Source organism: Luteibacter mycovicinus, assembly GCF_000745235.1.
Taxonomy (GTDB): Bacteria; Pseudomonadota; Gammaproteobacteria; order Xanthomonadales; family Rhodanobacteraceae; genus Luteibacter; species Luteibacter mycovicinus.
In genome coordinates this window covers 2,483,095-2,505,926 of sequence record NZ_JQNL01000001.1, presented here as the reverse complement: position 1 = coordinate 2,505,926, position 22,832 = coordinate 2,483,095, and the positions used below count along the sequence as shown (strand labels likewise).

Below are 22,832 nucleotides of genomic sequence, written 5' to 3'. Positions count from 1 at the left end.
CCTCAGAACGCGAGCGCCAGCGACGCCTGCGCCACGTTGTCGTTCAGCCCCTTACCCGAGTGTTCGTGGCGCACGTCGAGCCGAAGATGCAATCCGTTGAGGAACCGGGCCTCCGCGCCCACGGTATAGCGGCTGACGTTGCGCATCGCGCGCGTCGACAGACTCGTATCGTCCATGGCGATCCGCGGCGAGTGGTTGTTGTGGATACGGTCGTAACCCGCATACGGCATCCAGTGCGTATCGCCGATCTGTCGCAGGTCGCCCGCCACCTGCAGGCCCGCAAGCAACTGCGTGTTCGGACGGCTGTCGAACCGGACGCGCGTAGCGCCCGCCTCGACGTGCTGCTCGCGCTGCAGCCGACTTTGCACGGCGGCCAGATGCGGACGGAACACGATCGCCTTGTCGCCGCCCATCGGCCAGCGACTGTCATAGCCACCCTCGACCGTGAGATCGGTGGAGGTGAGCCGGTAGCTCTCGGACGGCAGACCTTGTCCGTGCACTTCGTTGCGGTAGCGTGCGCCCGAAAGTTCCGCCGTCGCCGAGAAGCCGGACAGGCCCTGCGGCTTCTGTCGGTAATCCGCGTAGACGCCCAGCTGCGTCCCCCTGGTTCGACCTGTGGCGTGGAAGCCGGTCAGCGGCGAGCGCGTCGACGTATGGGTATCGCCGAAACCGACGCGAGCGCCGATCGCCAGATGGTCACCGACCATCGCACCCGCGCCCGCCTGGACGACATTGTCCTGTGCCGCGATCGTGCCGCCGTCGGCACTGGCCTCGTAACGACGGTCGCTATGCTGGTTTGTCATCCATACGGAGCCACGCATATCCCAGTCTTCCGGCATGGCACCGACCAGACGGTTGCCCAGCCAGCGACCCTCCTGAAACATTGATCGCGCGGCGACGGACTGGGCCAGGTAAACGTTGCCTTCGGGGCGGATCGCGTTGATCTCCGGAGGCTGCGGGGCATCCGTCGGCGATACGGGGGGCGTAGCCGGTGTGACGACAACCGGGGGCGGCGTCGCCGTGTCGCCGGGCGGCGTGGGCACTGCCGGTACATCCGGTGTCGAACCGGCGCCGGGATCGGGCGTCGCAGGCGGCGTGACCGGCGTCGTGGGCACCGGCGTCAGCGTGCTGCTCAGGTACCAGTTCTTGCTGGCGGCCACACCATGGGTGGTACCGCGCCGCACGAAGTAATCGTATGCGCCCGCGACGACGCGGCCTTCCTGCACGAACTCGCCGCCGGACGTACCGTCGACCTGCGCCAGAAGGTGGCCGTCCTGGCTCGAAGGCGTACCCGCGATCAGTCCGCCCGGACCGCCCGCGTTCGCGATGGCGACGATGGACGTGCCCGTGGTGTTGCCGTGGACGTGCAGCACCGGCGTCCGGGTCGTCGTGTCGTCGCCCAGATAGGTGTTGATCAGCAGCAGGCTCAGATCGTGGCCGGTGTAATCGCCCATGACGTCGAATGTCGTGCCCACGTGCCGCAGCGCGAGGGTGCCCGCATTGTCCAGCGACCCGACCGACATGCCGGCGGTGTTGTCGCCGGACTGGAGGATGGCGCTCTTGCTCACCGCGAACGCCGCGTTGTCGTTGCGCCCATTGACGACGACCATGCCGCCCAGCACGTTGCCCCTGCCGTGATAGGTGTTGTCGCCGTTGAGCACGAGCGTGCCGTCGCCGGACTTGTCGAAGCCGCCCGCGAGCGTCGTGCTGACGTTACCCAGCGTGGCGGCATCGTTGTTGTAGATGCCGGTGGTGACCGCGTCGGCGCGTTCGTCGCCGATATCGTTGTCGAAGTACGCCACCTGTCCCGCGGGAATGACCAGCTTGCTCTGGCCCCAGGCGAACTGTTTGTAGCCGCCGATGGCGGCGTCACGATTGACCTCGCCCCAGCCGGTGTTCTCGTCGATATTGTCGGTACCCCGGGGATCGGCCGTCCCGAGGATCACTTCCGTGAGGTTGCGCGCCGTCATCCACGGATAGCGCTGCACGACTTCGGCGGTGACGCCGTTCGCGTTGGGGGCGGACCAGGACGTGCCGGCACCGTTGCTGTAGAGGTACCGTCCGTTGGCGGAGCGGATGGGGTTACCGTCCGCGTCGCGTTGCAAGGTGCCCTGAGGGGCCGCCACGCAGTAGTACTTCGCGCCGTGGCACGAGGTGAGGTTGGTCGAGAAATCACCCGTGTACTGATTGGTCCCGGTGACCGGGATGACGTGCCCGAAGTATTTGATGTCATAGCTCGGCGACATGCCGACAGGAACCGTGCTCGCCCACGATGGGTCGTTGCCGGCGGCAAGCAGCAGCAGGCCGTCGTTGGCCACGACCTTGTCGAGCGCGGCGATTTCCGAAGGCTGGAGCGAGCCATACCAGACGAGTTCCGACGCGCTCATCACCCTTGCGTGATACCCGTTGGGATCGCTGGCGACGGCGAAGGTCTGCGCCCAGTTGCTGGTCCAGCCTGTCAGCAATGTCACACCCGGCGCCTGCTGGAGCAGGGTGTAGTTCATCCACGGGCCGTGATTGTTCTTCCTGGCGAGCGCGCCGTAGCCAATACCGCCGGGATCGCTGGCGCTGTCGTAAAGCCCGACGTAATTTCCGTCGACCTTGTAGACATTGTTCTTATAGGCGGACATGTCCGGGTAGTCGCCCTGCGAATCGACGACACCCGGCCCATTGAACGACAGCGGGTTGATACCGCCGTCGTAATGAAACACGCGCACGCCGCTGCCATCGATATGCGAGCGCCCGGCATCCGAAGCCTGCTGGTAAATCGACGTCGTCGTCGCGCTCCAGGCGCTGGTCGGCACGGTCGTGGCGACCGCCGCCGTGACGACCAGGCACGCGCCGAGATTGACGGGGCGGCGTGGCGCCTCGGGCTCCTCGGGTGGCTCCCCCGGTACGTATTCGGTAATGACTTCCATGCGCCGCGTTTCGCGGTTCCACTCGATCCGACTGCTGATGTACATGTCGCCCCTGTCCCCTGCCCCTGACGCCAGCCACCTTCACGCCGGACAACAGCGGCGGGGACTTTGCGCATTTTCGGCAAAGTTAGCAAAAACTTGCCAACCGGTACGTGACGGACTGGGCGAAATCGCAACCTGCCCGGACGGCTACGCCAACAGGGAGGCATCGGTGTCGGACATCAGGGTCTGCCGCCGACGCAGCCCAGGGAACCAGTGCATCCACAGCGCCGTAACCAGCAGGGTACCCACGCCGCCGACGATCACCGCGGGCACGGCACCCACCCACGCAGCGAGCATGCCCGACTCGAATGCGCCCAACTGGTTCGATGTATTGACGAAGATCGAATTGATCGCGCCTACACGGCCGCGCATCGCGTCGGGGGTTTCGATCTGAACCAGTGCACTGCGAATCACCATGCTGACCATGTCGAAGCCGCCGAGCAGCACCAGCGCCAGTAAGGACGTCCACAGTTGCGTGGACAAGGCAAACCCGATGGTGGACAGACCGAACCCTGCGACGCAGCCGAACATGAGGTGACCGATGCGCTTGTCGAGCGGATAACGCGCCAGCCACAGACCCACCGCTACCGCTCCGATGGATGGCGCCATGCGCAACATGCCCAGACCTAACGGACCGGTATGCAGGACGTCCTTCGCGAACACCGGCAGCAGGGCCGTCGCGCCACCGAGCAGCACCGCGAACAGATCCAGCGAAATGACACCGATGATGTCGGGACGAGCGCGGATGAAGTGCACGCCGGCGAAAAGGTCCTTGCGCGTGACCGGTATGCGTGGCGCCAGCGCCTGCTGGTAGGGAAGCCGTGTGACCAGCACCCCCGACACGATCGTCAACAGCGCGGCGATCGCGTAGACGGTCGCCGGCCCCGCGAGGTACAGCAGCCCGCCGAAGACGGGCCCCGCGATCGACGCGAACTCATCCACCGCCGCGCTTGCCGCACTGGCACGGGCCAGTCCGCTTGCGGGCACCAGGCCAGGCACCATGCTCTGAAACGCCGGGCCGCGGATCGCGGCGGCGATGCCACTGATATTGACCAGCGCGAGAACGTCGAGGCGGCTGACCGCACCCGTCGCCGAGCATGCCCACAACCCGGCCAACGCAAGGCAGGCGATCGCCTGTGCCGTCCCCACCAGCAGACGCCGGTCGTAACGGTCGGCCATATGCCCGGCGGGCAACACGAAAATCAGCGACGGAAGAAACCGCGCAAGGCCGATCAGCCCCAGGTCGGACGCACGGCCGGTGGTGGCGTAAAGCTGCCAGGCCACCGCGGTCGCGGCCATCTCGATGGCCACGCCCGAACAACAGAAGGCGATCAGGAAGGCGATCAGCCCTTGGCGGGCAGCCTGCGGAGGAAGGTCTCGGATCATCGGATCGACTCAATGGCGTGCTATCGACGCATCGTGAGGCGTGATGTTAGGGTGCCCTTTTCCAGCCTTCGCGCGGCAAATGGGCACTACCTATCGCAAAAAGGACATGGTCCAGTGCCAGCGGCAGCACTACCCTGCGGGAACGGTGATTCCGGAGCATCGCCACGACTACCACCAGTTGCTATACGCAAAGGACGGCCTGCTGGTGGTGCATTCGCCCGTGGGCCGCTGGGTCGTTCCACCTACCCGCGCCATCTGGATGCCTGCGGGCACCACGCACTCCTCGCGCTGTGTGGGCGACGTCCAGCAACGTAACGTGTCGGTCGAGCTCGAGGCCGGATTCGAGCTGCCCTCCACGCCCTGCGCCGTCGAAGTGGGACCGCTGCTCCGGCAGCTGATGCAGGCGGCGGAGACGGTCACCTACCCTTATGACGAGGACTCCCGGGACGGCCGTGTCATGCGGCTGATCGTGGACGAACTGCAGACGCTGGCCGTACTTCCGCTGCACCTGCCCCACCCTACGGACGAGCGCCTCGCAGCGATCTGCGCGCACATCTCGGCGCACCCGGATGACACCGCGACACTCGAGCAGTGGGCCACGCATACGGCCCTGCATGTAAAAACGATTCAGCGCCTTTTTACCCGCGAGCTCGGTATGACCTTCGGGCAATGGCGGCAGCGATCCCGCCTGCTCGCCGGACTGGAGCGTCTGGCGCAGGGCCTGCCGGTGATCGACGTGGCGCTGGGCCTGGGCTATGACAGCCCGAGCGCGTTTTCAGCCATGTTCCGCAGGCACTTCGGGTTGTCGCCTAGTGCGTTTTTCAAACCGACCGGACGGCTTCGTTAGGCAACGGCCCTGGGCCGCGACAGGCGCCTCCACGCTGGCGGCGAGCTCGCCCCACTGGGTTTTCACCGCATGGGTACCCATAGAACGCTGATGCCACGTAGCCAGTCGTGGCCCCCAATCCAGCGGAGCACCATATCCATGAGTGACACTACACCGTACGTACCGCCCAAGGTCTGGACCGTGCCGGACACCGGCGGCGGCGCGTTCGCCAACATCAACCGGCCGGTGGCCGGCGCCACGCATGAAGCGCCTCTGCCGGTCGGTGAGCATCCGTTGCAGCTCTACTCTCTGGCTACGCCCAACGGGCAGAAGGTCGGCATCATGCTCGAGGAGCTGCTGGCCCTGGGTCATGCCGGGGCCGAATACGATGCGTGGCTGATCCGCATCAACGAGGGCAACCAGTTCGGTTCCGGCTTCGTCGAGGTCAATCCCAACTCCAAGATCCCGGCACTGGTCGACCGCAGTACGCCCACGCCGACGCGCGTGTTCGAATCCGGCGCGATCCTGGTGTATCTGGCCGAGAAGTTCGGCGCGTTGCTGCCGACCGAACCGTCGGCCCGTGCCGAAACCATGAGCTGGTTGTTCTGGCAGATGGGGTCGGCACCGTTCGTCGGCGGCGGTTTCGGTCACTTCTATGCGTATGCGCCGGAAAAGCTGGAATACCCGATCAACCGTTATGCGATGGAGACCAAGCGCCAGCTCGACGTGCTCGATCGCCAGCTGGCGACGCATCGCTACGTGGCGGGCGACGACTACTCGATAGCGGATATCGCCATCTGGCCGTGGTACGGCGGCCTCGTGCTGGGGCAGTTGTATGGCGCCGCGGAGTTCCTCGATGTCGGCAAGTACACCCATCTCCAGCGCTGGGCCAGGGAGGTGGCGTCGCGCCGCGCGGTGATCCGCGGCCGGAAAGTGAACCGCGTGACGGGCGATCCCGCCGGCCAGGTGCCCGAGCGGCACCAGGCCAGCGATCTGGACTGACGATGAGGATGCGGAGCCTTGGCCGATGGGGCGACGCCTTCACATAGTTTTCACCCATGTCAAAGTGGCGCGTTTGATGTGGGAATGCCGGACTCTTTCGGGCAACATAAAGCGCTTAGCCGTTGACGCTGCATCAGCTGATTAAGGCCATCGCGGCGGGTGCCGCGTGGTCGGTGTTCTCCACGCGCGGGGCGTGAAGACGATCGGTGGCTGGAGTTTTTATGCAATCGCAAATCGCGACCGCACCGGCGCTGGACTTGTCCAACTGTGCTGACGAACCGATTCGCACCCCGGGCGCCGTGCAGCCGTACGGTGTCGTGCTGGTCATCGACCCCGAAACGCTCACGGTCAGTGAGTGTGCCGTCGCTGACGCCCGCATCGTGGAGGCGTTCGGCGATCCGCTGGGCGCGGCGCTGGACAGCGTGCTGGGCGGCCACCTGTCCGGGTGGTCGGAGTCGATCACCGCACTGGACGTCGGTACGTCGAGCTATCTGGGCATGGTGGCCCTGGGCAGCCATGGCCAGCATCACGCTCTCGCGCATCGCACCGATGCCAATCTGCTGATCGTCGAACTCGAGCAGTCACTGCCGGGTGAGTCCGGCTCGCTCGAGGCGCTGTATCCCGTTATCCGCCGTTTCATGAGTGAGATCGAGCAGGCCTCCAGCGTCGGTAAGCTTTGCGAACTGGGTGCGCAATACGTGCGCCAGCTGACGCATTTCGATCGCACGCTCGTTTACCGCTTCGACGAGGAATGGAACGGATCGGTTATCGCCGAGGACCGCAACGACGTACTGCCGTCCTATATGGACCTGCGCTTCCCGGAATCGGATATTCCGGCACAGGCCCGGGAGCTTTACCGGCGCAACCGCGTCCGCCTGATCGCGGACAATAACTACCGGAGCACCCCGCTCGTTCGCGCGCCACAGTACCGGGCCGCGCCGCCCACGGACCTCAGCCCGTGCGTGCTTCGCAGCGTGTCTCCCATGCACCTGGAATACATGCGCAACATGGGCACGGGCGCTTCCATGTCGATATCCCTGCTGCATGACAGCCACCTGTGGGGTCTGATCTCCTGCCACAACGAGGCGACGAAGCGTGTTCCGTACCATGTCCGTACCGCATGCGAGCTGATCGGGCAGATCCTCTCGCTGCAGATCGCGGAGAAGGAACGCGTCGGCAACGTCGAGGAGCGCGCCATGCGCCGCGCCTCACAGATGCACCTGCTGGGTCGCATGTCGGGTGAACAGGACTTCATTCTTGCGCTCAAGCGCGACCAGAAGAGCTTCCTCGCCGTGACCGGCGCGTCCGGCGCCGCCATCGTGCAGAACGATGAATGCATCCTCATCGGCGAATGCCCCACCGACGACGAAGTGCGCGCGCTGATTCCCTGGCTCACCGAACGCCGGGGCAACGACGATGTCTTCAGCACGGACCGTCTGCCGACCGAATGGCCGGCGGCCGAAGCGTATGCCGAGCGCGCCAGCGGCGTGCTGGCGATTACCATCTCGCAGTTGCACGACAGTTATCTGATCTGGTTCCGGCCGGAGGTCATCCGGACGGTACGCTGGGGCGGCGAGCCACGCAAAGTCATTTCTGGCGAGAAGATTTCGCCGCGACTGTCGTTTGAAGCATGGAAAGAGACGGTGCGACTTCGTTCGCTGCCGTGGACCGATGTCGATCGCGACGCGGCCATGGATCTGCGCGTCGCCATCGTCGACATCGTGCTGCGCAAAGCCGAGGAAATGGCGCTCCTCAACGAGAAGCTCACACGCAGCAACAAAGAGCTGGAAGCCTTCTCGTATTCGGTGAGCCACGATCTGCGGGCACCCTTCCGTCATATCGTCGGCTACTCGGAGTTGCTGGCCTCGGCCGCGAACGACCGGCTGGACGACACGGAGCGACGCTTCCTCGACACCATCGTGGATTCGGCCAAATCGGCGGGCCGGCTGGTTGACGATCTGCTGAGCTTCTCGCAGCTGGGCCGTTCGACCATGGGCACCATGACGATCAACATGGGCACTCTGGTCGAGGACGTCAGGGAACGTCTTGAGATGGAGGCGCTCGGCCGCAACATCCGATGGACCATCGCGCCGTTGCCATCGGTCAAGGCCGACCCGGCCATGCTGCGACTGGTATGGCAGAACCTCATCTCCAATGCCCTGAAGTTCACTCGGGACAGTCCCGAGCCAGCCATCGAAGTGGGCCACGAGCGTGGCGACGAGGAGTCGATCTTTTTCGTGCGCGACAATGGTTGCGGCTTCGACATGCGCTACGTCGACAAACTTTTCGGCGTCTTTCAGCGCCTGCATCACGTAGAAGAATACGAAGGAACAGGCATCGGTCTGGCGCATGTGCGTCGGATCGTCAGCCGTCATGGAGGCAGGACCTGGGCGGAGAGCGTACTCGGCCAGGGAGCGACCATTTATTTTTCCATTCCCGATTCAGTAAGAGGCCATTCGTGAGGGATCTCAGACCCATTCTTCTCGTTGAAGACAGCCCCAAGGACGCGGAGCTCACCCTGGCCGCCTTGTCCCGCTGCCAGCTGCTCAACGAAGTCACTCATGTGCGCGACGGTGTCGAAGCGCTCGAATACCTCCGCAGCGAAGGCAAGTATGTGGACGCCACCCACGGCGGTCCCGTCGTCGTTCTTCTCGATCTGAAGCTGCCCAAGCTCACCGGCCTGGAAGTCCTTGAGGAGGTGCGTCGCGATCCCAAGCTGAGCAGCACGCCGATCGTGATGCTTACCTCGTCCCGCGAGGAACAGGACCTGGTGGCCAGCTACAAGCTGGGCGTAAACGCTTTCGTCGTAAAGCCGGTGGACTTCAAGGAATTCTTCGAGGCCATTCAGGGACTCGGCATGTTCTGGGGCATCACCAACCAGCCGCCGCCGCCCATCCGTCCCATTCTCCCCTCGAGCCGCGACGCATGATCGAAGCGGTACCCGGCACGCCGATACGTATCCTGCTGCTGGAAGACAGCGCGCTCGATGCGGAACTGATCACGGCCCAGCTGCACCTTGCCAGGCTCAGCGTCGCCATCCACAGGGTGTGGACGCGCGACACGTTCCTTGCGGCGCTGTTCGAACGTCGTTTCGATGTCATCCTCTCGGATCACCTGTTGCCCGGCTTCGATGGAGACAGCGCGCTCGTGCTGGCGCGCGAACACGCGCCCGAGCTGCCCTTCATCTTTGTGTCCGGCACCCTGACCGAGGAACTCGCGGTCCAGGCACTGAAACGCGGCGCCCGCGACTACGTGGTGAAGCAACGGCTCCAGCGATTGCCCGATGCCATCCTGCGCGGTCTTCGCGAAAACGAAGAGCTGAACAAGCTTCGCCTCGCAGAGGAAAATCTGCGACTGAGCCAGGAACGCCTGCAGTCGATCGCGGATGCGCTGCCCGCCCTGATCGGACACCTCGATGCCGGACATCGCTATCTGTTCGCCAATGACGCGCACAGGCACTGGGTAGGCCTCGCGCCTGACCGGCTGGTCGGCATGCATGCCGGCGACGTCTTCGGAAGAGACTGGTTCGCCGGCGCCGAGCCGTTCCTCGTACGCGCTATCGCAGGCGAACGCACCACCTTCGAGATCGAGCTGCCCGGACATGCTGGTGAAGCCGCCCGGCACGCACAGATCGACTGCGTGGCCGAAATCGCATCCGACGGCACGATTGCCGGCTATTACATGCTCGCGCGCGATATCAGTGAGCTCAAGCGTGCCGAGCTCGCGCTCAAGGAAACCAACGGCTCGCTCGAGCGCCAGGTGATCGATCACTCCGTGGCCTTGCAGGGCAGTGAGAGCCGGCTGGAGGCCATCTTCGAGTCCAGCTTTCAGCTGCAGATCCTGCTTGCGCCCGACGGCACGATCATCGATGCGAATGTCGCCTCGCTCGCCGCGGTACTGCTGGAAAAGCGCGAAGTGCGCGGCCAGCGGCTGAGCGAGTCCGCCTGGTTCGCGTCGACACCCGGATCGGCGAGCGTCGTGGAGACGGCCATTGCCGGCGCCGCGGACGGTAGATCGTCGCGTCAGGAGTTCGAGCTGCAACTGGCGACCGGCTTGCGCAGTTTCGAGTTCTCCTTCCGTCCACTACGCGACCCCGCGGGCGCGATTACCGCCATGGTGGCCGAGGCTGTGGAAACCACCGCGCGCCGCGAGGCCGAGCGCGCACTGCAGCAGGCTCAGAAGATCGAGGCCATCGGCCAGCTCACCGGTGGCATTGCTCACGACTTCAACAACATCCTGACGATCATCACGGGCAACATCGAAGTCGTGAAGATGCTTCTCGACCGTCCGGACTCGGCGGAGAAGTCCGGGCGGGCGCTCGATAATGCGCTGAAGGGGGTATCCAACGCGGCAAGCCTCACACAGAGGCTGCTGGCCTTCGCTCGCAGGCAACCGCTGATCGCTCAGCCCGTCGACTGCCGGGCCCAGGTACTCGGCATGGGCGACATGCTGCGGCGTGCGCTCGGCGAACTCGTCCAGCTGAAGATCGTTGCGCCGGAGGTGTGGTCCGTGGAACTCGACCCGGCCCAGTTCGAGGCGTCACTGCTGAATCTCGCGGTCAACGCGAGGGATGCGATGCCGTCGGGCGGCGCGCTCACCATCGAGCTTGGCAACGCGCACCTGGGCGAAGGCGATACGGCCCGTCTTCCCGGTCTCGATCCGGGTCAATACGTCATGTTGCGCGTCAAGGACACGGGCGAAGGCATGTCCGCCGAGACCATGGCCCGCGTGTTCGAGCCGTTCTTCACGACCAAGGAAGTCGGCAAGGGGACGGGGCTGGGCTTGTCGATGGTGTACGGCTTCGTCCAGCAGTCGGGCGGGCAGGTGCTCCTCGAGTCGACAGTCGGTGTCGGCACCGTCGTCACCCTGATTTTCCCGCGCTCCATGAGCGCGCTGCCGGTGGCGCACGATGGCGGCATCGGCAGCGGTGAAAACGAGAAGCGGGAGGCGACCATCCTGGTGTCCGAGGACAACGACGATGTCCGTGCCTATGTCGTCGAGGTACTGCGGGATCTCGGGTATCGCGTGCTGGAAGCTCACGATGGCGAGTCGGCCATCAGGCTTCTCGAACGCCCCGACGTCACCGTGGACCTGCTGCTCTCCGACGTGGTGATGCCCGGCATGTCGGGATGGGAACTGGCGCAGCGGGCCCGGCGCATCAAGAGCGGACTGAAGGTGCTCTTCATGTCGGGCTACCCGCGAAACCTCGCCGCGAACGAAGACACGGTCAGGGACGCGGGTATTCTCGCCAAACCGTTCACGCGTTCCGATCTGGCGCATGCGGTAGGTCTCGCTGTCGACGGTGCGCAGGAAAAGGATTCACGGCGATCCCAGCAGAGGGACGCGCGCTGACGAGCGCGCGCCTGCACCTTATGCGACGGTGACCGACCGTGGCGATTTCCTGAAGGTCAGCCACAGCGCCGACAGCAGGAAGTAAAAACCGCCGAAGGCGGCGTACGGAGCGATCTGCGCCACGGACGGCGCGTTGTCGAAGGCCTTGAACACGAAGTGCACGCCCGCGAGTGCCGACTGGGCGCCGCTGATCATCATGAAGGCCTGGCCGCCCAGCTTGCGGCGACGGATGCCCACGGCCAGCTGGAACAGGCCGGCGAGCAGTGCCCACATACCGAAGACCAGCACGCCACCCTCGTTGCCGCGCAACGTAAAGGCGACGGCCATGGCGACCGCCGTGATGATGCTGGTCAGCGCGTTGAACCGCTGGCCCGGATTGGCTGCGAGACCGCCGCTGCGCCGCGCGTCGATGACATTCGCGATCGCGTCCCACGCCGGGTAGATGACCAGCAGAGTGCCGGCGACCAGGGGGGGCGCCTTGGCGGCGGCAAAAACGATGGCGACCCAGGCAAAAGCCACGATGGCGCGGAGATAGTAAAAATTGCGAAGCGTATTCACGGGGAAGTCCATGGCGGGAGAGTCGCCACCCTACTAGTAGGATGGCTGACCGTCAATGTGCCATGCCTAAACCAGCGCGCGCTACCTACCAGCTGGTAGACTTAGCCGATGACTACGCAGCAGAAACTCGTCGATTCCGCGCGCCAGCTGATCCAGATGCGGGGCTACAACGGCTTCAGCTACGCGGACGTGGCCGAACAGGTGCAGGTGAAGAAGGCCAGCATCCACCACCATTTCCCGTCCAAGTCCGATCTGGCGAAAGCCGTGGTCGAGCGGTCGCGCGGCATCATCGCCGAGCAGACCCGGTCGCTCGCCGCCGGGGCGTTCGATCCGGAAGAACAACTGGCGATGTACACCGGTTACTGGGAGAAGTGCATCGCCGATGCATCGGCGCCCTTCTGCGTGGCGGGCATGCTCGCCACCGAGCTGCCGACGCTGCCGGGCGATCTCGCCGACGCCGTACGCGCGCACTTCCGCGACCTGTCGAACTGGCTCGAGACGCTGTTGACCCGCGGCGCGCAGATGGGACGCTTCACGCTCCAGGGATCGGCTCGCCTGGAGGCCGAGTCGTTCATGTCGCTCGTATACGGAGCGATGCTCACGGCCCGCGCGTACGGCGAGCCGAAGGTGTTCGCGGATATCGTCGACAACGGTCTCAGAAAGCTGCTGTTGCCCGAGGCGGGGCGATAGCTCTACCCGAACGGCGTTCCCGCCATGGCCGCCTTGACACCGAGCGTGCCCTGATCGATCAGCGCGAGAAAGGTGGCTGCCGCCCTCGCCGCATCCTGATCGCGACGATACCGGCGGTGTGACTGGACGAGTGCGACGGACCACGTCGCCAGCAGCATATCCGCCGCCAGGTGCGCGTCGGCGTCGTCCGCCTCCCGTCCGGCCCCCTCGGCCATGACCACCGCGATGAGCTGGGCGACCTCGTCGCGCAGGGCGCGCACGCGTGCCTTCAGGGTCTCGCTGGCTTCGATCGTCTCCACCGAACGCTGGCCGCCGGGCGTAAAACGGATATACGGACTGCCTTCGGCGACCAGGTGATGAGCGAGCCTCCGCAACGCCTCGCCCGGGCTGACGCCAGGAGCGCGCTCGCGGAGAATGGTGCGAAGGAGTTCACGGGCCTGTTCGTCGTGATCGAAAAACATGTCCTCCTTGCGCGGGAAGTGATTGAACACCGTCATGCGGCCGACTTCGGCACCGGCGGCGATCTCTTCCACCGTCACGTGGTCGAAGCCCCGCTCGAGAAAAAGGCGGTTGGCAACGCGGGAAATGGTGTTCCGGATGACGAGCCGTCGGCGAGCGCGGAGGTCCATGGTCGCGGAATCATTGGACGTAGACATAGGATATGGATATCACAAAATATGTACTAAGTACATAATGTTACGAAACCTTTCAGCGCGCCTTCCGGCGAGCGGCGCGGCCGGCGGCTAAAACAACTCGCTCTGCTGCGACACCAGCACGTCGAACCGGCCACCTACCTGCGGAAGGATCGCGTCGGCGATCGGCCTCAGCTGATGCTCGAGGTAGTGCTCGTAGTCGATGGAAGAGCGCCTCAATTCTACCGGCTCGGGACCGTTGAGCGTCATGACGTAACGGATCCAGCCACCGTTCTGGTACTGCTGCTGCCGACCTGTCCGCGCATTGTGCTCGTCGGCCATGCGCGCCGCACGAACCTGCGGGGGCGTGGTGCGGTCGTACGAATCGAGTTTTCCGCGAAGACGCTTGCGGTAGACGAGCTGACCGTCCAGACGTCCTTCCCGCATGTCGCGAACGTAGGACTTGATGAAATCGTCGTACGGCTCGCCGCGGAAGATCCTGCGGAACAGATCCTGCTGAAAACGCTTCGCCAGCGGGGTCCAGTCGCTGCGTACGGTTTCGAGACCGCGGAAGACGAGCTCCTCCTTGCCGTCATCATCGACGACCAGCCCGGCGTACCGTTTCTTGCTCCCCATCTCGCTATTGCGGATGGTCGGCATGAAAAACCGCTGGTAGTGCGTGTCGAACTCGATCTCGAGGAACGAGTCGATGTCGAACTCCGCTTTCAGCTTCGCGGCCCACGCGGCATTGATGCGTGACACCAGCCCATCGGCGATGGCTTGTGCGTCTGCTTCACCGTATCGGCGCCCCAGCCAGATGAAGATGGAATCGGTGTCACCATAGATCGCCTCGTAACCTTCGGCTTCAACCCATGCGCGCGTCTGCCGCATGATTTCGTGACCACGCAGCGTGATCGCCGATATCAACCGGGGATCGAAGAAGCGTGCGTCCGGCGAACCCAGCACGCCGGTGAACGCATTCATCAGCAGTTTGAATGCCTGCGACAACGGCGTGTTGCCATCCCGCTTCGCCTTGTCCCGACCCGTCCATAACTGGGCGATCAGGCCCGGCAGACAATGCGTCGTCCGCGAGAAGCGGGTGTCGAGCGGACCGGGAATCGAGGCCGTCGGGTCGGTCGTCAACATGCCCTCGACGAGGCCGATGGGATCGACCAGAAACGTCCGGATGATCGACGGGTAGAGACTTTTATAGTCCAGCACCAGGATCGAGTCGTAGATGCCGGGACGGCTGTCCATCACGAAGCCACCCGGATAGGACTCACCGGTGGGCCTGCCCATCCGCGGCGCGACATAACCCTCGCGGTGCATGCGCGGCAGGTACAGATAGGTGAAGGCGGCGATCGAGCCACCCGAACGATCCACCTGCAGGCCGGTGACGTTGGCGCGCTCGAGAAGGAAGTCCATCAGGCGGGTCTTTTCAAAAATGCGCGTGACGAGTTCGCAGTCGTGCAGGTTGTAGCGGGCCAGTGCCACCTTGTCCTCATGGAACCGGCGCTCGATCTCCGCCATGCGACTGTACGGATCGTCGATGTCCTTGCCCTCGCCGAGCAGTTCCTGCGACACGGCTTCCAGGCTGAATGAGGCAAAGCTCCACGAACCCGACCGCAAGGCTTCGATGCCATCGATGGGAACACGTCCGGGAATGGATGCGAAGACGTAGTTGTCGCGCCTGCGATGGTCACGCCAGTCGATCGGGGTGCCACCCCTGCCGAGCGTCAGTACGAGTCCGGAGCGGTCCGCACATGTCTGCAGCAGGCGCAGGTCGAACTGGATCAGGTTCCATCCGATGATGACGTCGGGGTCGTAGTGTCGGAACCAGTTGTTCAGTGCGGTGATGAGCTGCGACCGGTCATCGACATACACCAGGTCGAAATCATCGGGCGCGGCATCGCCGTCCTGCGGACGGCCGAGCATGTAGACCTGCCGCTGGCCGCAGCCTTCCAGCGCGATGGAGTAGACCTCGCCTTCGGCGCTGGTCTCGATATCCAGCGACACCCATTTCAACGTGGGACGGTATGTGTCGCCGGGGCGAAGACGCGGATTGACGAGCGTCGCCGCCTCGCCGTCTTCCGCCTCGATCGTCACCGCCGCGGTGATGAAGCGCTCCATCAGGTAGCGATCGTCCGGACGGATATCCGCTTCGTGCAGCGCGATACCGCGCTCGGCGAGCTGCTTTTCCAGCGCGAGCATCGTCCGGTAGCCTCGGACGTAGACGCCGAGTACGGGATCCTGGCCGAAGGTTTTCAGCGGGAAGGGCGTCAGTTCCACCGATGCATCGTTGCGCACGACCGCCTCGATAGCATCGCGCGCCGAAGCTGCCGCGAAGGCGACGCTTCGCTGCCCGGTGATGACGATGCGACGCGCACCGGCCTCGGTGGCGACCCACAGTTCGACCTCGCTGCCGTCCTTGGTGTCACGCCAGTTGCGGGTGAGGATGTAGCCGTTCTGGAGGGGCGTGGTCACCGGAATAGTGTAGCGGTAGCATTTGCGGTTTCGGAAACGGAGTCGGTGCATGACCGACGGCGTAAAAATCCCCGAGCGGGTGGTGCCTTTCCCCCGGTCCATCAGCGAAGAGGCCCAGGCCGCGCTGCGGCGGCTGGTCGACGCACAGGGCGTGCCGGTGAATTCGCTGCACGTGATGCCAGCGCCTGAGGATCGCGACGCCTGGATGCAGGTCAAGGCGGCCGCCGACCGGCAATATGCGGCGGGCATGAAAGGTCTCGCCGGCACGCTCAAGGCCAGCGTAGAGACCCGTACCGTCGGCGATGCCACCGTACATGTGGCCACACCGGAAGACATGGCTTCCGCCGAGCGTGCCTATATCGACCTGCACGGCGGCGCCCTGGTATTCGGTGGCGGAGAGGCGTGCCGCGTCGGCGCGCAGATGCAGGCCGTCTTGCACCGTGTGCGCTGCTACGGAGTGGACTACCGCATGCCTCCGGAGCATCCCTGTCCTGCCGCGCTGGACGACTGCATGGCGATCTATCGCCATGTACTGGAGCAATACGCGCCCCACAACATCGTTATCGGCGGACGCTCGACGGGCGGCAACCTCGCCGCCGCCACCGTGCTCCGGGCGCGAGACGAAGGATTGCCGCTGCCGGCTGGCGTCGTACTCCTGTCGCCCGAGCTGGATCTCACCGAGTCGGGTGACAGCTTCGAGGTCAATCGCCTTGTCGACGTGATGCTGACCGGGTCGCTGATGCCGAACAACCTGCTGTATGCCGGCGGCGCCGACCTGACTCATCCTTACCTGTCGCCACTGTTCGGTGATTTCGGCCAGGGATTCCCTCCGGTATTTCTGCAGAGCGGGACGCGCGATCTGTTCCTGTCGAACGCGGTGCGTATGCATCGACTGTTGCGCCGTGCCAACGTGCCTGTGGAGTTGCATGTGTTCGAGGCTATGCCCCATGGGGGATTCATGGGGGCGCCGGAGGACCGGGAGCTGGCTGGGGAGGTTGCGCGGTTTGTGGGCGACCGCTGGGCTCCATCCCAGGAGGGCGATCTGGCGTCGTAGGTTGGTGGCCATCGCAAGTCGCACTCAACTAAGTGAATGATTCAAAATGGACTTCGTTTCAGACCGGTGAGATTCCTAGGACACAACCAGGATCGACTCGGAACCAGATTCAGCAAATCGAAGGAACGGTCGGCAGCGGAACGTCCCAAATCGCGCAATTTCGTGTCACGTCTCCTGCCGAAATTTCGCCTACTATCACGGGATGAACACATCCCTAACGACACAGAACGAGAAACGCCGCGGCAGCATCGCCTGCGTCGGCATGGGTATCACGCTGGGCTCGCATCTGACGCCGCTGTCGCGGAGTCATATCGAGCAGGCGGATGTGGTGTTTGCAGCGTTGTCCGACCATGTGGTCGAGCTCTGGTTAAAGCGCCTGAACCCGGACGTCAGGAGCCTTCAGCCCTACTACAAGCCGGGCAAGTCGCGCATGCGGACTTACCGGGAATGGGTGCAGCTGATGATCGCGGAAGTCCGCGCGGGCAAGAGCGTCTGTGCCGTCTTCTATGGCCATCCCGGCATCTTCGCGTGGTCGACTCATAAGGTGGTCGAACTCGCGCGAGCCGAAGGATATAAGGCGCACATGGAGGCAGGCATTTCCGCGGAAGATTGTCTGTATGCCGATCTGGGGATCGATCCAGGTCGAGTGGGCTGCCAACATCTTGAAGCAAGCCAGCTTCTGTTCTTTGAACGCAACCTCGACACGACGAGCCATGTGATTCTTTGGCAGCTCGGTGTCGTCGGTGACCGATCGCTGGGTCGCTTCCGTACACCGGACGCGTACAGAGAGCTCCTTGTAGAACGCCTGCGGGACGATTACGCCGAAGACCATGAGGTGATCGTCTATCGTGCGCCCACGCTTCCCATTGAGAGCGCGCATATTCAACGAATGCCGTTGAAAGACTTCGTCAATGCCCAGTTCACAGGTCAGGAGACACTTGTGTTGCCCCCGGCGGAGGCCCTCAAACCGAATGTCGTCATGCGGGCCAGGCTTGACGCGCTCGACGCGATCCACGGCACCGGGGCGGAGGTGTCGGTTCCTGCGTAAGCGCGTCAAGAAATCGCCGGTCCTGCCGCTAATGCGTACGGACGGCGAGGATCACCTCACCGGTACAACTGGTCGAGGAAAAGTGTGACCAACTATCAGGGGGAAAACATGCGCGACACTGTTGAACTATTGGAGGCGATTGGCCGGGACGCACGCCTCAGGCACGCATCGCCAGAAGAACTGGCCAAGGCACTCGAAGAGGCGAATGCCTCTGCCGGCCTACGTGACCTCGTCGCCAGTGGTGATAGCAAAGCGCTCACCGAAGAGCTGGGCATCGTGCAAATGCACGTCGAACACCAAAGCCAGACCAGCGGTCACGAGGGCGACGACGACGATCGCCGTCACCATCCGGATCAGGACGACAAGGACGACAAGGACGACAAGGACGACAAGGACGACAAGGACGACAAGTCTACCGACGATTCCGACGACACGTCTCCAACCTGAGAGTACGGCAGTATGGAATTTCGCTGCCCGCGCATCATGCGGTTCTGGCCGGTGTTGGCAGGACTCATGCTGTGTGCGTCGGTCAACCCCGCTCACGCGGGCAGCGCACCCTCAGACGAAGCAGGTAAAAGCCGCCTCGCACAAATCGATGCCATCCGCCTTTCGGATCATCCTCGCTTCGTAGAAGCACTTGCTGAGGTACATCAAACGTCGGCCAATCTATCGGCCCGCGAGAAATGGTATCTCCGTTATCTCGACGGCTGGGAGCTAAACTTCGAGGGCATATACCCGGAGGCGGAGTCTAATATCCGGGATGTGATTGCGCATGCCGACGACGATGCCCTGGTGACGCGCGCTACCGCCATGCTGATGAACAACCTCAGCGAGCAAGGCAAATACGCTGAGGCCTATGCTGTCGCGACTCGCGCCGCCGACACTTTGCCCACCGTCACCGACCCGTTGGCTCGATTCATCCTGCTGGCCAATCTGGCACAGATGCTGACTTTCGCTGGACAACCCGAGCTAGGTCTGAAATATGCCGATATGATGTTGGCTGCCACGCCAGCCGGTCAGTCGCCTTGTCAAGCCATGGTCCAGCAAGTAACGGCGCTGGAAGGGGCGCGCTCCCTCACCTCCCGCAGCCCGCAGCTGTTGAAGACCATCGACGTGTGCACGACAGACCATGAGCCGGTGTTTGCCGACACCATGGCACTGATACTCGTGGACCGGTTGCTCGACGAGCACAAACTCGAAGATGCAATGGCAACGATAGAACGTATTACCCCTGTCATTCAGACGACACGCTATTACCAGCACATTCTCAGCCTGGCAAGTCAACGGGCGCAGATCTTCGAACAGCTTGGCAAGACCAACGAGGCAAAGAAGGCGGCACTCGACGCCGTCGCAATGAGTCATCCAGGTGATATCAACGAGGCTCTTCGCTTCGCGTATCGAGTGCTCTACACAACAGAGAAGCGTCAGGGCCGGTATGCGGCAGCGCTGAACTACTACGAACACTACGTCATCCAGGACCAAGGCTACCTTCGTGACGCCAATGTCAGAAATGTAGCCTATGAAGCTGCGCGCCAGCACTTCCTGGCCGAGAAGCTCGAAACCGAGGGCCTCAGCAAGGAAAACCGCATTCTCCGCCTGCAGCAAGCCCTGGACGGCAAAGCCGTAGAAACCAGCCGCCTCTACATCGTGATGCTGGTGCTGGCCTTGCTGTCGATCGTCTTCTGGATGGTCCGCATCAAACGCTCTCAGCTGCGTTTCAAATGGCTGTCCGCCTGCGATGGCCTTACCGGCATCTTCCACCACCAGCACTTCATGACCGAGGCCGAACGTTCGCTTCGCATCCTGGAAAGGCGCCGTGGTCACGGATGCTTGGTCTCCTTCGACCTCGATCATTTCAAGCAAGTAAACGACACGCACGGCCATGCCGTGGGCGATGCGGTGCTCAAACACGCTGTAGCGATCACGAAGGCACATCTCCGTCGCGCCGACATATTCGGTCGTCTCGGTGGCGAAGAGTTCGGCATCCTGCTGGTGGATGCGCCCTGCCTGCAGGGCATGGTGATCGCAGAGCAGCTGCGCGCAGCGTTCGAGGCGTCGCCGCTGATCGTGGATGACCTCGTCGTTCCGTTTTCCGCCAGCATGGGTCTGGCCAGCACCGAGACACTCGGCTATGAGTTGTCCCCGCTGTGCCGTGCCGCCGACGCGGCGCTTTACGAGGCGAAGCGCGCCGGCCGCAATCGCGTCGTAATCAACGGCGATACGGGCGACACGGCTACCCTTCCGCTTCCTCTTCCCTTCGGACTGCCTGCTCGCCGCGGCACCGCATGACCGGTCGTTTGTGCTTTGCGCTGATAGTTCTGTTGGCCTGTTCCGGCATGGCTGTGGCCGCCGCCTCACCAGGTGACATCGACACGCGCATGACGCAGGCGGAGAAGCTTCGGCTGAAGGATCACGCCCGCTTCGTGACGCTGCTGGAGAAGCTCCACCACGATCTTCCGCAGATGGACCCGAAGCAGACGTGGCGACTGCGCTACAACGATGCCTGGGAAAGCATGTTCGAGGGGCACTATCCGGCCTCCGAAGCCGATTTCCGCGAGATCATCGCGCACTCGGGTGATGCCGCGCTTGTCGCCAAGTCGACGGCGTTGCTGATGGACAATCTCGCGCTTCAGGCGCGTTATGCCGATGCCTATGTCGAGGCGAATCGTGCGACCGACATGCTCCCTCGCGTCACGGATCCGCAGGCACGCTTCACCCTGCTGTCGCACCTTTCGCAGACGCTCAATTTCGCCGGACAGCAGGACCTCGCGCTTAAATACGCCGAGATGATGGTACCGGCGACACCGCCCGGCGAATCGCCCTGCCCGGCCCTGTACATGAAGACCGCCGCGCTGGAGGGCCTCAAACGACTGACGTCGACGAGTCCCGAACTCGCGGAAGCCATCGCCAGCTGTACGGCGAATGGCGAGCCTGTGATCGGAAACGCGGCATCCCTCATCCTTGTCGACATGTACATCGCCGAGCGCGCGCCGACGAAGGCAATGGCGGTGCTCGACCGGATCGAACCGTCCATTCGGGCGAGCGGTTACTTTCCCGCGCTCGTGGCGATGACCAAGCATCGTGGTCAGGCGTACCAGCAGATGGGTAACCTCGCGGAAGCGCGAAGCTGGGCACTGCAAGCCGTCACCATGAGTCACCCTGGCGACTTCAACGAGTGGCTCAGGGATGCGTACCAGGTGCTCTACGAAGTGGAGAAGGCGTCCGGAAATGCCGCTGCGGCACTCCGGTACCACGAGCAATACGTCAGGCAGGAACAGAGCTTTCGCCACGATGTCAACGCACGGGCGATGGCCTATCAGGCGGCACGCCAGCGCGTGCTCGCACAGCGCATGCAGGCGGCGCAACTGATCGAGGAAAACGACATCCTGCGGCTGCAGGGCGAGCTGGACGAAAAGGCGCTGGAGATGAGCCGGCTGCATATCGCCCTGATGGTCATTGCGCTGTTGGCGCTCGGGCTCTGGATGGTCAGGCTGAGACGGTCGCAGCTTCGGTTCAAACGTCTCTCCGCCCATGATGGCCTGACAGGAATTTTCATCCAGCAGCACTTCATCGGCGAGATGGAGCGCATGCTCGGTAAGCTGAAGCGGCGACAGGCGACCGCCTGTTACGTCACGCTCGACCTCGATCACTTCAAGGTCGTCAACGATACCTACGGCCACACCGTGGGCGACGCGGCCCTGAAGCACTCCGTCGAGGTGTGCAAGGCGCAGCTTCGGCCGGTCGACCTGTTCGGGCGACTGGGCGGTGAGGAGTTCGGTATGGTGCTTCCGGCCACGTCACGCGAACAGGGCCGAGCCGTGGCCGAGCGCATGCGATCCTCCATCCATGGCAACCCTATGCCAACCGCGGAAGGTTCGGTCACGCTGGCCGCGAGCATCGGCGTCGCCTGCACCGATACCATCGGTTACGACGTGCAGCGCCTCTGCCGCGCGGCGGACACCGCGCTCTATCGTGCCAAGGGCGAGGGCAGAAACCGTGTCGTCGTCGACGGCGATCCCGAGCCAGACGACGGGTCGCCCTGAACGTGCGGCGCCATCAGACGAGGTCCGTGGCGAAGTATCCGAGATAGTCGAGTCCGGCGACCGCCATGCCGGCGGGCGACGCGTGCGATGCGCCGATCTCGGCCAGCGCATCATGGGTGGGCAGCCGGTTCGTCACCAGCTGCCATGACGTGTCGTCGCCCGGAAAGCGATCGCCATCGGCACCGAGCGTCGCGTTGAGCGCAGCGAGCAGCGCCTCGCGCGACGGCGAATGAATCACCATGCCCTCATTGGACAAGGCTGCCGTCGCGCAGCCGAGCATCGCGCACAGCTGCGGCTTGAGTGCCGCATCGTAGGCATCCGCATCGCGCGAACACACGATCGTCGACGCAAGGTCCGCATTGGCCCAGCGCCCGTCGTCCGCGATGATCGGCGTCTCGCCTTCCCAGGCCTCCGGTGGGCAGAGCTTGGCTCGAGGATCCAGCGCGATGAACGGATTCACCTCGGCGGGATAGATACGGCACGTCGCCGGCCGGCGGTCGTAGATACCGCAGCGCTTGTCCGGCAGCAAGTTGGGGCACGGCCCGTCGAACGACGCCATCAGCGTCACGATGACCCGGATCGGCAGGGAGCCGCTAATCGCCTCGAACGAACGTCGCCGTTTGTGCATGGCCGGAAGGTTGTCGTCGGACGGTTCCGACGGCCAGGGAATGGCTTCGCAGAAGAGCTGCACCTCGTGACCGTCGCGCAGCCAGCCGACGGCCTCCGCCAGGCTCAGTGGCAGGCGGAGGCCGTGGCAGCAGCGGCCACACATCGTGCAGTCGAACCGGACCATCGCT

17 protein-coding genes are annotated in these 22,832 nt (G+C 63.8%); 11 read left to right on the top strand and 6 right to left on the bottom strand.

What is annotated here, in order from left to right; all coding sequences use genetic code 11:
* Positions 1-2: 2 nt before the first annotated feature.
* Both FA85_RS11040 and FA85_RS11035 read right to left on the bottom strand, forming a co-directional pair.
* Positions 3-2,963 (bottom strand): autotransporter outer membrane beta-barrel domain-containing protein, encoded by a 2,961-nt coding sequence (locus FA85_RS11040; RefSeq protein ID WP_036116727.1) that lies wholly within the window; start codon positions 2,961-2,963, stop codon positions 3-5.
* A gap of 144 nt (positions 2,964-3,107) precedes the next feature.
* On the bottom strand, positions 3,108-4,346 hold the full coding sequence (locus FA85_RS11035; protein ID WP_036116729.1) for an MFS transporter: 1,239 nt from the start codon (positions 4,344-4,346) through the stop codon (positions 3,108-3,110).
* Positions 4,347-4,425: 79 nt separating this feature from the next.
* On the opposite strand from FA85_RS11035, the gene FA85_RS11030 reads away from it, so the two are divergent.
* The 5 genes from FA85_RS11030 to FA85_RS11010 all read left to right on the top strand — a co-directional run bounded on the left by FA85_RS11030 (position 4,426) and on the right by FA85_RS11010 (position 11,526).
* Positions 4,426-5,193, top strand: coding sequence for an AraC family transcriptional regulator (locus tag FA85_RS11030; protein ID WP_239739920.1), 768 nt, complete (start codon positions 4,426-4,428; stop codon positions 5,191-5,193).
* A gap of 138 nt (positions 5,194-5,331) precedes the next feature.
* The gene (yghU, locus tag FA85_RS11025) at positions 5,332-6,174 is read left to right on the top strand and encodes a glutathione-dependent disulfide-bond oxidoreductase (protein WP_036116731.1); all 843 of its coding nucleotides are present in this window, start codon (positions 5,332-5,334) and stop codon (positions 6,172-6,174) included.
* A gap of 221 nt (positions 6,175-6,395) precedes the next feature.
* Positions 6,396-8,636, top strand: coding sequence for an ATP-binding protein (locus FA85_RS11020; RefSeq protein WP_036116733.1), 2,241 nt, complete (start codon positions 6,396-6,398; stop codon positions 8,634-8,636).
* A complete protein-coding gene (locus tag FA85_RS11015; RefSeq protein ID WP_036116735.1) occupies positions 8,633-9,103 on the top strand; it encodes a response regulator in 471 nt (156 codons plus the stop codon). Before FA85_RS11020 ends, FA85_RS11015 begins: the two co-directional genes overlap by 4 nt.
* Entirely contained in the window at positions 9,100-11,526 is a 2,427-nt protein-coding gene (locus FA85_RS11010; protein WP_051944103.1) for a response regulator, read from the top strand. Before FA85_RS11015 ends, FA85_RS11010 begins: the two co-directional genes overlap by 4 nt.
* A gap of 18 nt (positions 11,527-11,544) precedes the next feature.
* Here FA85_RS11010 and FA85_RS11005 read toward each other — a convergent pair whose 3' ends face one another.
* Entirely contained in the window at positions 11,545-12,084 is a 540-nt protein-coding gene (locus tag FA85_RS11005; protein WP_197056527.1) for a hypothetical protein, read from the bottom strand.
* A gap of 108 nt (positions 12,085-12,192) precedes the next feature.
* Between FA85_RS11005 and FA85_RS11000 the strand changes: the two genes are divergently transcribed.
* Entirely contained in the window at positions 12,193-12,774 is a 582-nt protein-coding gene (locus FA85_RS11000; RefSeq protein ID WP_036116739.1) for a TetR/AcrR family transcriptional regulator, read from the top strand.
* A gap of 2 nt (positions 12,775-12,776) precedes the next feature.
* Here the strand turns inward: FA85_RS11000 and FA85_RS10995 are convergent, their stop codons facing one another.
* Both FA85_RS10995 and FA85_RS10990 read right to left on the bottom strand, forming a co-directional pair.
* Entirely contained in the window at positions 12,777-13,403 is a 627-nt protein-coding gene (locus FA85_RS10995) for a TetR/AcrR family transcriptional regulator (RefSeq protein ID WP_197056526.1), read from the bottom strand.
* A 114-nt stretch (positions 13,404-13,517) separates the two neighbouring features.
* Complete coding sequence (locus tag FA85_RS10990) at positions 13,518-15,890, bottom strand: DNA polymerase II (protein WP_036118678.1); 2,373 nt, start codon at positions 15,888-15,890, stop codon at positions 13,518-13,520.
* A 49-nt stretch (positions 15,891-15,939) separates the two neighbouring features.
* Between FA85_RS10990 and FA85_RS10985 the strand changes: the two genes are divergently transcribed.
* The 5 genes from FA85_RS10985 (at position 15,940) to FA85_RS10965 (ending at position 22,035) form a co-directional block, all read left to right on the top strand.
* Positions 15,940-16,944: an alpha/beta hydrolase gene (locus tag FA85_RS10985; RefSeq protein WP_036116742.1), complete on the top strand. Its 1,005-nt coding sequence runs from the start codon at positions 15,940-15,942 to the stop codon at positions 16,942-16,944.
* A gap of 202 nt (positions 16,945-17,146) precedes the next feature.
* Positions 17,147-17,992, top strand: a complete 846-nt coding sequence (locus FA85_RS10980) for an SAM-dependent methyltransferase (RefSeq protein ID WP_051944107.1) — start codon at positions 17,147-17,149, stop codon at positions 17,990-17,992.
* 84 nt (positions 17,993-18,076) lie between these two features.
* The gene (locus FA85_RS20925) at positions 18,077-18,439 is read left to right on the top strand and encodes a hypothetical protein (protein WP_051944109.1); all 363 of its coding nucleotides are present in this window, start codon (positions 18,077-18,079) and stop codon (positions 18,437-18,439) included.
* Between the two features lie 12 nt (positions 18,440-18,451).
* Positions 18,452-20,281: a GGDEF domain-containing protein gene (locus tag FA85_RS10970; RefSeq protein WP_051974348.1), complete on the top strand. Its 1,830-nt coding sequence runs from the start codon at positions 18,452-18,454 to the stop codon at positions 20,279-20,281.
* A gap of 47 nt (positions 20,282-20,328) precedes the next feature.
* Positions 20,329-22,035 carry a GGDEF domain-containing protein gene (locus FA85_RS10965; protein ID WP_051944113.1) on the top strand — a complete coding sequence of 569 codons (1,707 nt, stop codon included), beginning with the start codon at positions 20,329-20,331 and terminating at the stop codon, positions 22,033-22,035.
* Between the two features lie 13 nt (positions 22,036-22,048).
* On the opposite strand, the gene FA85_RS10960 is transcribed toward FA85_RS10965, so the two are convergent.
* Positions 22,049-22,828, bottom strand: a complete 780-nt coding sequence (locus FA85_RS10960) for a YkgJ family cysteine cluster protein (protein ID WP_036116745.1) — start codon at positions 22,826-22,828, stop codon at positions 22,049-22,051.
* Between the last annotated feature and the right edge of the window lie 4 nt (positions 22,829-22,832).

Coding starts and splice junctions, on each gene's coding strand:
- FA85_RS11040 (WP_036116727.1), bottom strand. CDS start 2,963: ATGTACATCAGCAGTCGGATCGAGTGGAACCGCGAAACGCGGCGCATG.
- FA85_RS11035 (WP_036116729.1), bottom strand. CDS start 4,346: ATGATCCGAGACCTTCCTCCGCAGGCTGCCCGCCAAGGGCTGATCGCC.
- FA85_RS11030 (WP_239739920.1), top strand. CDS start 4,426: ATGGGCACTACCTATCGCAAAAAGGACATGGTCCAGTGCCAGCGGCAG.
- yghU (WP_036116731.1), top strand. CDS start 5,332: ATGAGTGACACTACACCGTACGTACCGCCCAAGGTCTGGACCGTGCCG.
- FA85_RS11020 (WP_036116733.1), top strand. CDS start 6,396: ATGCAATCGCAAATCGCGACCGCACCGGCGCTGGACTTGTCCAACTGT.
- FA85_RS11010 (WP_051944103.1), top strand. CDS start 9,100: ATGATCGAAGCGGTACCCGGCACGCCGATACGTATCCTGCTGCTGGAA.
- FA85_RS11000 (WP_036116739.1), top strand. CDS start 12,193: ATGACTACGCAGCAGAAACTCGTCGATTCCGCGCGCCAGCTGATCCAG.
- FA85_RS10995 (WP_197056526.1), bottom strand. CDS start 13,403: ATGGACCTCCGCGCTCGCCGACGGCTCGTCATCCGGAACACCATTTCC.
- FA85_RS10985 (WP_036116742.1), top strand. CDS start 15,940: ATGACCGACGGCGTAAAAATCCCCGAGCGGGTGGTGCCTTTCCCCCGG.
- FA85_RS10980 (WP_051944107.1), top strand. CDS start 17,147: ATGAACACATCCCTAACGACACAGAACGAGAAACGCCGCGGCAGCATC.
- FA85_RS10970 (WP_051974348.1), top strand. CDS start 18,452: ATGGAATTTCGCTGCCCGCGCATCATGCGGTTCTGGCCGGTGTTGGCA.
- FA85_RS10965 (WP_051944113.1), top strand. CDS start 20,329: ATGGCTGTGGCCGCCGCCTCACCAGGTGACATCGACACGCGCATGACG.
- FA85_RS10960 (WP_036116745.1), bottom strand. CDS start 22,828: ATGGTCCGGTTCGACTGCACGATGTGTGGCCGCTGCTGCCACGGCCTC.